This window comes from Pseudomonas sp. 008, assembly GCF_016861935.1.
In the GTDB taxonomy this organism is placed as follows: Bacteria; Pseudomonadota; Gammaproteobacteria; order Pseudomonadales; family Pseudomonadaceae; genus Aquipseudomonas.
Genome location: NZ_BOMA01000003.1, coordinates 141,629 through 154,882 on the forward strand (window position 1 = coordinate 141,629; position 13,254 = coordinate 154,882).

General features: G+C 57.8%; 15 protein-coding genes. 13 read left to right on the forward strand and 2 right to left on the reverse strand.

The annotated features are described in order from the left end of the window. Nucleotides 1–39 precede the first annotated feature (39 nt). Nucleotides 40–360: an isochorismate lyase gene (locus JUI81_RS07900; protein ID WP_007937000.1), complete on the forward strand. Its 321-nt coding sequence runs from the start codon at nucleotides 40–42 to the stop codon at nucleotides 358–360. Between the two features lie 97 nt (nucleotides 361–457). Next, nucleotides 458–955 carry a GNAT family N-acetyltransferase gene (locus JUI81_RS07905; RefSeq protein ID WP_204124051.1) on the forward strand — a complete coding sequence of 166 codons (498 nt, stop codon included), beginning with the start codon at nucleotides 458–460 and terminating at the stop codon, nucleotides 953–955. A gap of 31 nt (nucleotides 956–986) precedes the next feature. Here the strand turns inward: JUI81_RS07905 and JUI81_RS07910 are convergent, their stop codons facing one another. After that, the gene (locus JUI81_RS07910; RefSeq protein WP_204124052.1) at nucleotides 987–1,943 is read right to left on the reverse strand and encodes an AraC family transcriptional regulator; all 957 of its coding nucleotides are present in this window, start codon (nucleotides 1,941–1,943) and stop codon (nucleotides 987–989) included. A gap of 175 nt (nucleotides 1,944–2,118) precedes the next feature. Between JUI81_RS07910 and JUI81_RS07915 the strand changes: the two genes are divergently transcribed. The 8 genes from JUI81_RS07915 to JUI81_RS07950 all read left to right on the forward strand — a co-directional run bounded on the left by JUI81_RS07915 (nucleotide 2,119) and on the right by JUI81_RS07950 (nucleotide 11,266). Further along, a complete protein-coding gene (locus JUI81_RS07915; protein WP_204124053.1) occupies nucleotides 2,119–3,072 on the forward strand; it encodes a diiron oxygenase in 954 nt (317 codons plus the stop codon). 222 nt (nucleotides 3,073–3,294) lie between these two features. Then, nucleotides 3,295–3,918, forward strand: coding sequence for a DUF4157 domain-containing protein (locus tag JUI81_RS07920; RefSeq protein WP_239077668.1), 624 nt, complete (start codon nucleotides 3,295–3,297; stop codon nucleotides 3,916–3,918). Between the two features lie 116 nt (nucleotides 3,919–4,034). Next, on the forward strand, nucleotides 4,035–4,931 hold the full coding sequence (locus tag JUI81_RS07925) for an SDR family NAD(P)-dependent oxidoreductase (protein ID WP_204124054.1): 897 nt from the start codon (nucleotides 4,035–4,037) through the stop codon (nucleotides 4,929–4,931). Nucleotides 4,932–5,121: 190 nt separating this feature from the next. Continuing rightward, nucleotides 5,122–7,161: a bifunctional DedA family/phosphatase PAP2 family protein gene (locus JUI81_RS07930; RefSeq protein WP_028941320.1), complete on the forward strand. Its 2,040-nt coding sequence runs from the start codon at nucleotides 5,122–5,124 to the stop codon at nucleotides 7,159–7,161. A gap of 102 nt (nucleotides 7,162–7,263) precedes the next feature. Beyond that, complete coding sequence (locus tag JUI81_RS07935) at nucleotides 7,264–8,208, forward strand: chromate resistance protein ChrB domain-containing protein (protein ID WP_204124055.1); 945 nt, start codon at nucleotides 7,264–7,266, stop codon at nucleotides 8,206–8,208. Then, a complete protein-coding gene (gene chrA, locus JUI81_RS07940) occupies nucleotides 8,201–9,559 on the forward strand; it encodes a chromate efflux transporter (RefSeq protein ID WP_018925604.1) in 1,359 nt (452 codons plus the stop codon). The genes JUI81_RS07935 and chrA overlap by 8 nt, the downstream gene beginning before the upstream one ends. A gap of 82 nt (nucleotides 9,560–9,641) precedes the next feature. Then, on the forward strand, nucleotides 9,642–10,094 hold the full coding sequence (locus JUI81_RS07945; RefSeq protein WP_019580147.1) for a chromate resistance protein ChrB domain-containing protein: 453 nt from the start codon (nucleotides 9,642–9,644) through the stop codon (nucleotides 10,092–10,094). 131 nt (nucleotides 10,095–10,225) lie between these two features. After that, the gene (locus tag JUI81_RS07950) at nucleotides 10,226–11,266 is read left to right on the forward strand and encodes a YncE family protein (RefSeq protein ID WP_204124056.1); all 1,041 of its coding nucleotides are present in this window, start codon (nucleotides 10,226–10,228) and stop codon (nucleotides 11,264–11,266) included. Nucleotides 11,267–11,315: 49 nt separating this feature from the next. On the opposite strand, the gene JUI81_RS07955 is transcribed toward JUI81_RS07950, so the two are convergent. Further along, a complete protein-coding gene (locus tag JUI81_RS07955; RefSeq protein ID WP_019580145.1) occupies nucleotides 11,316–11,660 on the reverse strand; it encodes a cupin domain-containing protein in 345 nt (114 codons plus the stop codon). Nucleotides 11,661–11,904: 244 nt separating this feature from the next. Between JUI81_RS07955 and JUI81_RS07960 the strand changes: the two genes are divergently transcribed. From JUI81_RS07960 to JUI81_RS07970, 3 genes are all read left to right on the forward strand, one after another. Further along, nucleotides 11,905–12,195, forward strand: a complete 291-nt coding sequence (locus tag JUI81_RS07960; RefSeq protein WP_019580144.1) for a hypothetical protein — start codon at nucleotides 11,905–11,907, stop codon at nucleotides 12,193–12,195. A 132-nt stretch (nucleotides 12,196–12,327) separates the two neighbouring features. Further along, on the forward strand, nucleotides 12,328–12,729 hold the full coding sequence (locus JUI81_RS07965) for a hypothetical protein (protein ID WP_007937009.1): 402 nt from the start codon (nucleotides 12,328–12,330) through the stop codon (nucleotides 12,727–12,729). Nucleotides 12,730–12,941: 212 nt separating this feature from the next. Next, nucleotides 12,942–13,223 carry a DUF3303 domain-containing protein gene (locus tag JUI81_RS07970; RefSeq protein WP_007937010.1) on the forward strand — a complete coding sequence of 94 codons (282 nt, stop codon included), beginning with the start codon at nucleotides 12,942–12,944 and terminating at the stop codon, nucleotides 13,221–13,223. Nucleotides 13,224–13,254: the final 31 nt, after the last annotated feature.

Genomic DNA, 13,254 nt, shown 5'->3' on the forward strand with positions numbered 1-13,254 from the left:
TGAAGCCCACGATTTTTTTCAACAAACGGAGTCACCTACATGGAAGTCATCAATCAGTTGCAGCCCGCAGAGTGTGCAGGCATGGAAGATATCCGACGCGAAATCGACGCCCTTGATCAGGCCGTTATCAAGCTGCTGGGCAAGCGTTTTCACTACGTGCTGGCCGCCTCGAAGTTCAAGACCTCGGTGACTTCGGTGCGCGCTCCGGAGCGTTTCAAGGCCATGCTGGCAACACGACGCGAATGGGCCGAAGCCGAGGGCCTGAGCCCGGATGCCATCGAGAAGATGTACAGCGACCTGGTGAACCACTTCATTGCCGAAGAGATGAAACACTGGGCGGCTCATCGATCCGAAGCCTGACGCTAGTGTCCTGACTGTCCGCCCTACCGGCCAGGAGCGGACAGTTGTTCCACTGCACAATCATTCAAGTAGTTTCACCCGCAAGGAAAGCGACCTTATGAAGCCCGTCAGAATTCGTACCCTGCAAAGTACTGATGCCGAGGCGTTGCTGGCGTTCGAGTTGGACAATCGCGAATGGTTCGAGCGCCACATTGACGCGCGCGGCTCTGCTTTTTACTCGGTGCAGGGCGTCACCGACCACATTGACGCTTATTTAGCTGATTTTGCCGCCGGAACCTGGCATCCATTCGTCATCGAAGATGACGCCGGAAACATCGTGGGTCGGGCGAACCTCAAAGGCATCGACATGACCGAGCGGTCGGCAGAAGTCGGCTACCGGATTGCCCAATGCGCTTGCGGACAGGGACTGGCAACGCTGGCGGTGAGGCATCTGATCCAGCAGGCGCAGTTGCATTGGAACCTTAAACAACTGGTGGCCACCGTATACGCTGAAAATATCGGCTCGGCAAAAGTACTCAAACGGTGTGGCTTCTTGATCGAACATGCGTCTCGAAAAGGGGCAGAGCACGAATGTCGGTTTGGTCTTTCGATTTAGCTGAGTGAGTCTCCATCGGCTCCGGATCTTCTCATGCTGATTGTCTGCGCCAAGTGCCGGGTGACGTGCCGAACTGGCGTTTGAATGCGCGACTGAACGCAGCTTCGGACTCGTAGCCAACGGCAAAGCCAATTTGCGCCACATTGCCGCGACCTTCGCGTAGGTGTTGAGCCGCCACGTGCATACGCCAGAGCGTCAGGTATTGCATCGGTGGCTGTCCGACCAATGCCGTGAATCGCTCCGCGAATACCGAGCGCGACATGCCCACTTCAAGCGCCAGCGCTTCTGCAGTCCAGCCCTCGGTTGGACGAGCATGGAGTAGCGCCAATGCGTGCCCGATATGCGGGTCTCGCAAACCCGCCAGCCACCCGCGCCGCTCAGCGGGTAGGCTGGCGACGTACTGGCTGACGGCTTCGACGAATAGCAATTCGGATAGCTTGGCGATGACCGTTGTCGAGCCGACCCGTCCCGCCGCGATTTCACTCACAGCAAAACGGAATGAGCTTTCGATCCAGGTGCCCGAAGCCGTCGCGCGCAGGTCGAGTTTCAATAAGGATGGCAGCGACGAAAGCAACGGGCTGAAGGGTGTTTCAGAGCCGAGGAAGCCACACAACAACTGCGTGACCTCGCCGCCCCCGCCGTACCTGATTCGTGAAATGCCGCCGACGTCTGGTGGCTGAATGGCTTCCCTCGCCGGCATGGGCGCAATGCTCAGGTCACTGCCAAAGGAATGGGCGTCATTGCGAGGAAGCAGAACGAGTTCGCCTGCCCCCACGTCGAGGGTGGCACCACCGTCTATTCGTATTTGCATGTGCCCCGCGGCGACAAAATGCGACGCAATGATATGTCGAGGGGCCGCCAGGAACGGTTTGCAATCATCCGCCGAGATTCTGCCGTTGATGCACCAGGGCGCAGTGAGTTCCGCCTCGAGGAAGACCCCTCCAGACAGCCTGATCACACGCAAGACATCAGAAAGCGCATCCAACACTTGCCCGTCCTCTTTTCCGGACTCCGGAGCAGGTATTCAGGCGCATCGGTCATTCACCACCTGAACCGCGATGCCTAGATTAGCACCAACGCGGACTCAGAGATCGATGGTCATTGGCTCCGACGTCAACCGCAATTGCCCCATTCCAACTCGACCAAGGCAGCAGGAGATCTAGATGAACACCATCGCTACCCTACCCGGCTCAGAGTCCGGCAACGCCGCCCGTTATGCTCAAATGGTCAGATCATCGAAAAAAGCCGAATGGCAGATCGATCGCGATTTGCTACAGGACCGGAGTTTCGACTTCTCGCGCAAATTCCTGCCCGATGGACTCTCGCAAATCGACCGCCTGACCTTTCTCGTCGAGGCCGAAGCACGCCTGCTCAGTCAGATTCAGGGCCGGACCTATGCGTACATCTTTGGCCTGGTCGAGCGCTTTATCAGTGCCAAAATGCTCGATCAAGGCCGAGCCCATGTATTTGACGATCAGCTTGCACTCGAAGCGCTGGTGCGCTTTTCCAACGACGAGATCAAGCACCAGGAATTATTCCGGCGCATGGAGACGATGATTGGTTCGCAATTGCCCGCGGGATATCGTCAAGTTGCCGATCCAAACGATGTGGCACGTGCGGTACTTGCAGCCAGCACTTGGTCGGTGCTGGCGCTGACCTGTCATATCGAGCTTTTTGTTCAGGCGCACTACGCACAGAGCATCGCACCGCGCGAGGAGTTGTGCCCCCTATTCAAGGATGTCTTCAAATTTCACTGGAAGGATGAAAGCCGGCACGTCGTACTCGATGAACTGGAGTGGAAGGCGGAGCATGCGAAACTGTCGCCAGCCGAGTGTGACCTGGCAGTGAACGATCTGATTGCGCTGGTGGCGGCCGTCGATGCAATCCTGCAGGCACAATCGGCATCCGATGCCGACTACTTTATTAGAAGTGTCTCAAGACCGTTCAGTGTCGATGAGACAGCGCAAATCCATGCCTGCCTGCTGAGCGCCTATCGCTGGCAGTACATTATCTCGGGCGTGCAGCATCCACACTTTGGCCGGCTGCTGACGCGCATGACAACGCCGGCACAAATGGCCAGGATTCAGACCGCACTGGCCCCCATCATGAGCAATTGATCGACAGCGCGCGACCGACCGTTTGTCGGCCGCGCGGCTGTGAACGCGACGGGTAGAAACGGCCAAGCGCGGCCTTTCAGGTAATGTGGGAAGTGGCCTGAAAAAGCTGTGGGCTCTGAAGGCAACAAACGGTGGCCGCAATGGTCCAACGCGCGGTTGAACACCAGGTGCGAGCTACCAGAAGCATCACCTGCCGACTGCCACTACCTCTGGGAGAACCAATTGTCAGCTGTCTTTTTGCGTCAAGTTTTCCGGTTATCGGTACTGCTCTTTTCCGTTGGCACTTCGTTCTCTGTTTACGCCTGCCCAAAAGGGCAGTACGAAGTCTGCGTGGTCACTTGTTTTTGTGCTCCGGGCTCCAAAGAGGAGACCGGGTCGATTTTTGAAAACATGAGCCAAATAGCTTCCTCTGGATTACAGAGTTGGATCGTGCAATCGCGCGACACCGCGGCAACTGGCGATATTCGGACAATCCCGCTGAATATCCGGGCCCAACTCGAACCCTACTATGACATCCAGGTGCTTGATTCAGCCCGCTACAAGGTAGGCGATGATGAGGAGCTGAACGCCGCAAACACCATGCTGCAGAATCCCGATGTCACTGCAGTCACCCTGATAGACATCATCGTCTTTCGCAGTGCCGATGATGCTCTTAACAATGTCGCGCTGTGGGCGCATGAATTGAAGCACGTGCAGCAGTACCAGCAATGGGGAGTTCGGGAGTTTTCCACTCGCTATACCCGTGATTACACAGCCGTCGAGGCGCCTGCTTACGAGATTCAAGCCAAGGTAGCCAGAGCGCTGAGAGCCAGCGTGGCCCAGTCAGAACCTCCTCGACTTCCTTGAGTTCAAGGGGTTGGACGTTTGCTCCATTAATGGATCAGTCAAATCCAAAAACCCATATTTATCCCAAAAACGATAAAGGGGATGATGCGCCTCCAGCCATTTATGTGAGAGCCATCATGAAGCGTGACACCAGCCTGACGTGGCGCCACGTCGATCCACAGAACCTTGACCTCAAAGGGATGCGGGTTGCCGTCGTGGGTGGCACCGGTGGCATCGGGCAGGCATTGAGTCGCTTGCTGGCCGCTCGCGGCGCTCGCGTCCTGGTCGTTGGGCAAACCTTTCGTGATGCTGGCACCCAGGGCATCGAATTTCTCCAGGCAGACCTGAGCCTGATGAGTGAGGCGCTGCGGGTCGCCAGGCTGCTGCCGGCGGAATCCCTGGATTTGCTCATTTTCACCACCGGTATCTTCGCCGCCTCCCAACGTCAGGAAACAGCGGAGGGCATTGAGCGCGATCTGGCAGTCAGCTATCTGAACCGCATGGTCATCCTGCGCAACGTCGGGCCGAAGTTGGGTACAGACAGGCCCAAGGCTAAGAACAAACCAAGGGTGATTGTCGTGGGCTATCCCGGCACGGGCCAGATAGGGACGTTCGACGACCTCAATGCTGAAAGGTCCTACAAGGCCATGTCCGCGCACATGAACACGGTGGCCGGCAACGAAATGCTTGTTCTGGATGCGGTGCAGCGCTACCCGCACCTGGACGCTTTTGGCTTGAATCCCGGTCTGATCAAAACCAGTATCCGTGATAACTTTTTCGGCAAGGGCTCGCTGAAATCGCGCATCGCGGAGGGCCTGATCGGGATGCTGACACCCACCGCCGAAACGTACGCGAAGCGAATCGTCCCGCTACTGGTTGCCCCTGAGATCGAGGATCGCAGCGGCGTGATGTTCAACAGCAAGGGCCAGGCGATCCTGCCGTCTACGGGCATGACTGAAGCGCATATCAGTCAGTTCATGGTCGCGTCCGAAACACTGCTTGCCCGGACGGGAGTTTCAGTCGCGGCCTCTTGATCGTGGAGGCAATCGCTCTCCATCACAGCCTCCGAGAGTCTCGACTCCGGACCAAAAGCAGGCAGTGGACGGAGCGATAGCCAATGAGTAGCTATGCTTGGTCTGTTGCGCAAACTGATTGTGCAGCCGGGAATTGCAGACACCCGTGTCGATCGCCGCCCCACTGGTACTCCATAGGCAGCCGCGAAATATGACGTCCTTGGTCTCATCGATCATCGAGTTACTCACGGCGCACCCGCATATCGCGTATCTGGCCGTGTTTCTCCTGGCACTTTCCGAGTCAATTCCGATCATCGGTGTCGTCGTTCCCGGCACCGCCGTGATCCTTGCGCTCAGCACTCTGGTGCCGAGTGGCGTGTTATTGCTCTGGCCGTTACTGATCGCCGCCACGTCAGGCGCCATTGCGGGGGATGGTCTTTCGTTCTGGCTCGGGCACCGATACCGCCGCGAGATTCTTGGCCTCTGGCCACTGAACCGGCATCCTGAGCTGATTCAGCGCAGCGAAGCCTTTTTCAACCGTCATCGCGATAAAAGTATCTTTTTCGCGCGCTTCACACCGGGCGTCCGCGCCTTCGTTCCGCTCCTCGCCGGCACGCTGGGAATGGCGGTCAGTCGGTTTTATGCCGTCAATGTCGTGTCGGCGCTCGCCTGGGCTCCGTCGCATATCCTGCCCGGCGTGCTCGTCGGCGCGACGTTCAGCATTCTCGGTGCAGCTGCAAAGCCGCTCGCGATCCTGCTGGTCATTTTAGTCGCGGTGGGCTGGGTGGTCCTGCATATCGTGCGCTGGGCGCTGCATCGCGGCATCCCCTACTTCATCGTCGCAGTGCAGCGGTTGCGGGGCTGGACCGGCGCCCACGACACCTGGCTGAGCCGCAGTCTCACTCACTTTCTCGATCCTTCACGGCCCGAAGCACGGGCTCTCGCACTGTCGACGGTCCTGCTCGTCGGTGCCGCGTGGCTTTTCTTCGGTGTCCTTGAGGACATCATCAACGGCGACCCGTTGCTGCTTGCAGATAGCGCGATATACCGCGTGCTCCAGGATCTTCGCACTGCACCGGGCGATGCGGTGATGATCGCCATCACAGAACTCGGCGACACCAAGGTCGTGCTGGCGGTCACGATTGTTGTCTTGCTGTGGCTCATGTGGAAACGCGCTTGGCGTACGGCTGCCTATTGGCTGATTGCGATTGCTGGCGCTTCGGGGCTCACCATAGTCATCAAGGTAGCGCTGTATCGAGCTCTCCCTGCGGAACCTCTCTATTCCGGGTGGAGTGCCTTTTCCTTCCCCAGCGGCCACAGCACGATCAATGTCGTGCTATACGGTTTTCTCGCCTTCCTTATCGCGCGTGATACCCGCCCGGCACGGCGCCTCGTGGTCGCTCCTGGCGCAGCCACCCTGATATTTCTGATTGCATTCTCGCACCTCTACCTCGGGGCACATTGGCTTTCCGACGTGCTCGGGGGGCTGACATTCGGATCCGCTTGGCTGGCGCTACTCAGCCTCTTCTACCTGCGGCGGCAGGCCGAGCACATTGGGTCAGCGGGGCTGCTCGCCCTCGGATGTGTGACACTTCTGCTCGCCGGCGGCTTCAATATTTACCGTAACCATACGACGGACAGCAGTCGTTATGCCGTCAAGGTGGGAACGTTGACCTTAGCTGCCACCGATTGGTGGGCGTCGGATTGGCAGCAACTGCCGGTGCGGCGTATCGACCTCACTGGCGAGACGAATGAACCACTGACGTTTCAGTGGGCCGGTGGTCTGCCGGAGTTGCAAGATGTCCTGCAGCGCAACGGATGGCGCACCTCAGCGGCATGGACACTGTTGAATACCCTGAACTGGTTTACCGTCCAGACTGACCCTGCCGATCTTCCGGTCATCCCCCTTTTCGCCAGTGGTCGCCTTCCCAGTCTGACTCTCGTTCGACCGTATAACGATGATGGGCCTGCCGGTTCGCGTCTGGTGCTTCGATTGTGGATCGTCGATATCGAGCTCACAAACGGGCGAACTATGCCGCTGTGGATTGGCTCGATTGTCGAGGAGCGTTTCTATCATCCCCTGGCCCTCATTACGTTAACGTCAACACAGCCCGATGCGAATACACCGCGCAGAATGCTAGCGGCCGTTCTTGAGGGTGGGCGGCTCGTATCCCGGACCGAAGGAATGGCAGATGCGGATTGGGATGGGCAGGTTCTGTTAGCTCGCACGGTGAAAAACAAAAATGAATGACCGTTCAGGGTCGTTTGCCGCCCTACTTCTGAAGGAGCGCTTCCCCATGGCCTGAATCAGGAATAAAGTAGCAAGACCTACATAAATCGTAGAAAACGCTACATGAAAAATTGGCTAGCTTTGATATTAGGTCTGCCAACTGCCAATGCCACCGAACGCATGCGTGCCTGGCGCGCACTAAAAGCCTCTGGAGCGGTGGTCTTACGCGATGGCGCCTATCTCTTACCTGATACCGCTGCCTGTCGAGAAGCGCTAACGTCTGTCGAGCGCGACATCTTGGCCATCAATGGCACTGCCTACGTCCTGCCTGTCGTTGATCCTGATGGTGAGCGCTTTATTGAGCTGTTCGACCGTAGCGATGATTACAGCAAGCTAGGCGCCGAGATCGAAGCATGCCGGGCACAGCTCAATGCCGAGAATGCACTGGTCACCACCAAGCAAATTCGCAAGCTGCGCAAAGCCTATGAACAGCTCGCCAGCATCGATTACTTTCCAGGTAAACCCAAACAGCAGATCGACTCGGCTTTGCAGGAACTGGAGACAGCAGTCAGCAGAGCGCTGTCTGCGGATGAGCCGCATAGCTGCGACCAGCCAATCACGGCGCTGAGCCTTGACGATTATCAATGCCGTGTCTGGGCAACGCGTAAACGCCCATGGGTCGACCGCCTGGCTTGCGCCTGGTTGATTCGGCGCTTCATTGATCCGCAGGCTCAGATCCTTTGGCTGAACACTCCACAGGAGTGCCCAGCCGATGCATTGGGTTTCGACTTCGATGACGCAACTTTCAGTCATGTCGGCAATCGCGTGACCTTTGAAACCCTGCAAGCCAGCTTTGAACTTCAAGAGCCGGGCCTGAGCCGCATCGCTGCACTGGTGCATTACCTCGATATCGGTGGCATTCAGCCGGTGGAGGCTGCCGGCATCGAACGGGTGCTGGCAGGGCTACGCGAAACCATTACCCATGACGACCACTTGTTGGCTGCTGCCAGCGCCATCTTTGACGGCCTGCTCGCCGAGTTCGTGAAAGAGGAACATCCCAATGATTAAGGCTTCCCCATCAGCTGTTGAAGAGGATCTGTCGAGGCCTGAACCGATCAGTTTGCGTGAGGCGTTCTGGTTCTGGCTGAAGTTGGGATTCATTAGCTTTGGCGGGCCCGCAGGACAGATCTCGATCATGCACCAGGAGCTGGTAGAGCGGCGGCGCTGGATTTCCGAGCGGCGGTTTCTGCATGCCCTCAACTATTGCATGCTGTTGCCAGGGCCGGAGGCTCAGCAGCTAGCAACCTATATCGGTTGGTTGATGCATCGAACCTGGGGTGGGGTGATCGCCGGGGGGCTGTTTGTGCTGCCCTCACTGTTTATCCTGATCGCGCTGTCCTGGATGTATATCGCCTTCGGCGAAGTCCCGGTGGTGGCCGGGCTTTTCTATGGCATCAAGCCCGCCGTGACGGCCATCGTCGTGCAGGCGGCCCATCGAATCGGCTCACGCGCGCTGAAGAACAACTGGCTGTGGGCTATGGCGGCGGCGTCATTTACCGCGATCTTCGCGTTCAATGTGCCGTTCCCGCTGATCGTGCTGGGAGCCGCGTTAATCGGTTATGCAGGAGGCCGCCTGGCGCCCGAGAAATTCAGGACCGGGGGCCATAGCGCCGCCAAAAAGTCCTTCGGCCCAGCATTGATCGATGACGACACCCCGTCCCCTGAGCATGCCCGGTTCAGCTGGTTGAAACTGGCGCTGCTGGCACTCATCGGCGCAGCGTTGTGGGCGTTGCCGATGGGGGTCTTGACCGTGCTCTTTGGCTGGGAAGGCACCTTGACTCAGATGGGCTGGTTCTTTACCAAGGCCGCATTGCTGACCTTTGGCGGCGCCTATGCGGTGCTTCCCTACGTCTACCAAGGCGCGGTCGGTCATTATGGCTGGCTGACACCGACACAAATGATCGACGGATTGGCGCTGGGGGAAACCACACCGGGGCCGCTGATCATGGTGGTGGCTTTCGTCGGCTTTGTCGGCGCCTATGTCTCGCAGGTGTTCGGCGCCGATCAGGTGTTTCTGGCCGGAGCCGTCGCGGCCACGCTGGTGACCTGGTTCACCTTCCTGCCTTCGTTCCTGTTCATCCTCGCAGGTGGCCCGCTGGTGGAGTCGACTCACAATGAACTCAAGTTCACCGCACCGCTTACCGGGATTACTGCCGCTGTGGTTGGGGTGATTCTCAATCTGGCGTGTTTCTTCGGCTATCACGTTCTTTGGCCCAAAGGGTTCAGCGGCAACCTGGACTGGCCTTCCGCGCTGATCGCGATTGCGGCGGCGATTGCCTTGTTCCGCTTCAAGCGCGGCGTGATTCAGGTACTGATGGCCTGCGCACTCGTTGGTTTGACTGTGCACTTACTGCGCTAGAGCGCGCAATGATCAACTATTTTCTGGCGGGCACCGGGCCTGCCAGATCACCCAGCCTACTGAGTTAGGCAGGAGGTGTTCCATGAGGTGGATTACCCGTGAACGACCCAAGATCGACCGCATTGCCTGTCCTTGGCTGATCACTCATTTTATCGATCCCCAGGCCGAGTTCTTGTACGTGCCCAGCAGAGAGGTTCTGCAGATTGCCGCTGAGAAAGGTGCAACGCCTTATGACATTCCGGGCGTTGAGCTTTCCCACGTAGGTGAGCTGTGCAGCTTTGATGCGTTCCTGAAGAAGTACCAGCTCAGTGATCCTGCCTTGCAGCAGTTGGCCAAAATCGTGCGCGGCGCAGATACCTCCCGCCTGGATCTGACACCGCAATCGGCTGGGCTCTATGCGATTTCGCTGGGACTATCGCAATGTTATGCCGATGACCACGAAATGCTGGCACATGGTTTGATCCTGTATGACGCCCTGTATGCCTGGTGCAAGGAATGTCAGGGCGAGTCGCATAATTGGCCTCCTCAGATGTGAGAGGCGTCCACACGGAGGTCCAGCCCGGAACTGGGCTCATGATCAGTGAAACACGGCACATTCTGATCTGCGCATTGCTGAGACTTGGGCGAGGCGGTTGAACCCGCCTTGTCCGAGCAGGAGAAGACCTCATGAACACACGAGACAATCGACGTTTCACTCTGCCAGTCTTCGCGATCCTGCTGACTGTGCTAGCCATTTTGGGCTTCGCAAGTCTTCGCTACTGTCTGGCCGCCGACGAGTTGCCGACTAACGACCTGCCACTGAAGCACGTCGCCGACATTCCATTGCCCGGTGGCGCCACTCGGCTCGACTACGAGAGCTACGATCCAGAGCGCAACCTGATGTTCATCGCTCATCTTGGTGACGGTGAAGTTATCGCCTTTGACATGCGCGAGTCCCGCGTTGTCGGGCGCATTGCGAACCTCTCGTCGGTACACGGTGTGCTGGTAATTCCTGAGTTGTCACGTGTCTACGCTTCAGCGACAGGTACGAACGAAATCGTTGCAATAGACGAAGCGACCCTGGCAATTATCAGTCGCATACCAGGCGGCATCTATCCGGACGGCATGGCTTATGTGCCTCACCTCCACAAGCTTTACGTATCGAACGAAAGCGGCGAAACCGAAACGGTGATCGACGTGGACACGAACACTCGTGTTGCGACGATTCCATTGGGAGGTGAAGTCGGCAATACACAATATGACCCCATATCACGACACGTCTTCGTCAATATCCAGACTCGTCGGCAACTTATCGAAATCGATCCCGCGACCGACCACATCGTGGCGCGCATTGATCTGCCGGGGGCACGTGGCAATCATGGTTTGTTGATCAATCCGCATGACCGGCTTGCCTTTATCGCGTGCGAAGGTAATGACAAGCTCCTCGTACTGGATATGCACACCATGCGGGTTATCCAGGCGTTCGATACCGGGGGAGCCCCCGATGTGCTTGCGTTCGATCCAGTGCTGAACACACTTTATGTCGCAGGAGAGGCCGGCATTGTGTCGATGTTCCACGTGAAGGGGGCAGTGGTCACGAAAATTGGCAATGGCAGCGTGGGCCCGCGTGCGCATGTCGTTGCCGTAGATGCCGCGACACACCGCTCGTATTTTCCGCTCAAGGATATCGACGGGCACCCGGTACTACGGATTATGGAACCCCGTTAGCGGATTGAATCGACTCTAGTTCCGACCGTGCTAGATGTCGGGCCTGAACTTACTCCTGCCTGACAATATCGACCGAGATCTCCACCGCAGCAATCGTGCCCCGGTTCTCAAGCCAGTGCGTGGTGTTCCTGTCCTCGGGCCAACCCACGCCCGGCCCATAGTCCGTGGCGACGCCATTTCGATGGTCGGTGATGGTTCCTTGCAGTATGTAGACGGTACCGGGTCTGTCTTTATGGTTGTGAACCGGCCCGAAGACGCCTCCAGGCTCGATGGTCACCATGCGCATTCTAAGCTGGCGCCCTGCCATGCCTTCGATCTCGGGGCCAAGGTCAACCGTTGCCAGTAACTTCACCGCAACGCCTTGTGTTTCAGGTGCTACCTGTTCGTCGCTCATCGTGCTCTCCTCTCTGTGCATACAGGGCTTGAATAGAAGTAAAGCCCCTAAGAACCGACAGAGAGGTAAATCCGCCCAACGACGGTCGCCAATGCGGCCAATTGTGGCCGATGGTCGTTGCATTTCGCTTGTCACCGGCGTTTGGCTAAGCTGAATAAATCGGGGGGTGAACTGAAACCTGAGTGATGGCGGCCATCAGCGGATCTTGATTGGCATCAAGACCGCACTCCCGAAGGAGACGACTATGTATGCGGTGATAAGAACCTACCTGGGCGCTGGAGCAGAACAGCTTTTCAAGCTTCTGGAGGAGCGCAATGCCGACGTCGAAGCCACCCTGCGGACAGTGCCCGGCCTCGTAAGCTACACACTGCTCAATACGGGTGATGGCGGCACGGCGGTAACTGTTTGCACAGACAAGACCGGCACTGATGCAAGCTTGAAAGTGGCGCGCGACTGGATTCAGAAAAATGCTTCGCATATTCAAGTGAAACCACCGATCGTGACGGAAGGTCCGGTGATTGTGCAGATAAAATAGATTCAACCGGTCGATGCAACACACTAGACACTGTGTAAACAGGAGGCGTGTTGCATCGACGGAATACATCGCGCTCAAAGCTACAACAACCCCATGGGCAAACCCGATCATAGCGCTCTATGATTGAACCCCATGACGACCTCTCTTCCGATCCGCCAACCCTGCCCTCCCGGTGCTTGCATCTGCGAGCGTGAGCAGCTGTTGGAAACCCCCGGCACGGACCTGCGCATCCTGAGCCTGACCCAGTCGGAAGAGAAACGCCTGATCGAACGCCTGGAAAACCTCCAGAGCCTGAGCGACCTGGAGCGTCTGCAACGGCGAATGTATGAGCAGTTGGGTCTGCGCGTGGAGATCGCTCCGGGCTTCAATGAAGTGCGCACCATGCGCGGTATCAATATCACCTTGGGCGAACTGCCGGGCCTGTGCCGCAAAACCCGTCAGTCGATCCCGGCGGCCATTCGCCGAGGACTGGAGAAGCACCCGGAAGTTGCCTACGAGCTGCTCAATGCCAACGACTTGTTGCGTGATGCCTGATGGCTTGCACCGTTATCCCGATACGTTCATTAGAATGCCCTGAAACAGGATCAGCGGTCGTACACGCGACACGGTCCGCTGCTATGCCTTCTCATGGGAGAACAGGTTTCAGGCCAGCCAGGACGTAGCTGGAAACTCAGGCGTGACCGTGGCCCCGGCGCCAGCCAGGAACGCGAAGATAAAAGGTGCCAGTCCGTAGCAGGAGGTGGCAGATGTTATTCATGGTCCGTTGGTCCATCAGTCCGCAGCAACGTAACAGCGCGATCGAACGTTTTCTCAAGACCGGTGGTGCCCCACCCGCAGGCGTCAGCATGTTGGGACGCTGGCATGCTGTCGGCGGCTCCAGTGGAGTGGGCATTGCCGAGGCCAGTGATCCAGTGGCGATTCAGAAGTGGGTACTGGAATGGAGCGACCTCATGAACATGGAAGTCCACGCCGCATTGACCGATGAACAGGTGGCGCCGCTACTCGCTGCCGCAGTGGGCAAGCAATAGTTGTTGTGGTGAGGGGGCTTGCCCCCGCTGG